Origin of the sequence: Alteromonas sp. P256 (genome assembly GCF_036864455.1) — a bacterium.
In the GTDB taxonomy this organism is placed as follows: domain Bacteria; phylum Pseudomonadota; class Gammaproteobacteria; order Enterobacterales; family Alteromonadaceae; genus Alteromonas.
In genome coordinates, this window is record NZ_JAZETM010000037.1 from 1 (window position 1) to 706 (window position 706).

Sequence of the window (706 nt, forward strand, 5' to 3'; positions counted from 1 at the left end):
TAGATGTTTCCTGCCAAAGCAGTACTATCATCCTTAGAGTAAAAAACCCTAATCAATGCTTACTTAAAAAGTAAATATTCATTAGGATTTCGGGTCCAACGTGACACATAAATCAGTTTCTCACCTTAGCCTTTCACTACCGCCAACTTTAGCGAGTAGAAAAACCGTCAGGAAGCTTTGCTTTCGGTTAAGCGGCTTTTTTCACGACCACTTGCAACGCAAGTAAGAAGGAAAATGGTAGGCTTGGGCAGACTTGAACTGCCGACCTCACCCTTATCAGGGGTGCGCTCTAACCAGCTGAGCTACAAGCCTGTTCTTGCTGCTGCTTTTTGCCCTATGTCGCGCCTCGTGTTCCTCACTCTCTCAGTCACATACTATTCGTATGCTCCTTCGCTAGCTCGTCATCCGGCTTACCTAGAACAAAAATCATTGCAACAACTGTTTATTAGCCTCAGTGGCCAAACTCTCTACACAACAGTCGCACTTTAGCGAGTTGATAAATAACAAGTCGATTTTACATCGACGATACGTTATTTATCACGACCACTTACAAAGTAAGTGCTTTCGGTAAAGAGTGGTGGAGCTAAGCAGGATCGAACTGCTGACCTCCTGAATGCAAATCAGGCGCTCTCCCAGCTGAGCTATAGCCCCATAAACTTGTGTCGTTCTTTATTTTCTAGACAAAACAATCTGTGTAGGCACTGCG

General features: G+C 44.5%; 2 tRNA genes. Both read right to left on the reverse strand.

The features are described from left to right. Window positions 1-235: 235 nt before the first annotated feature. Window positions 236-312 (reverse strand) — tRNA-Ile (locus V7R39_RS17735). A gap of 263 nt (window positions 313-575) precedes the next feature. Beyond that, window positions 576-651: transfer RNA gene (locus tag V7R39_RS17740), tRNA-Ala, on the reverse strand. Window positions 652-706 lie beyond the last annotated feature (55 nt).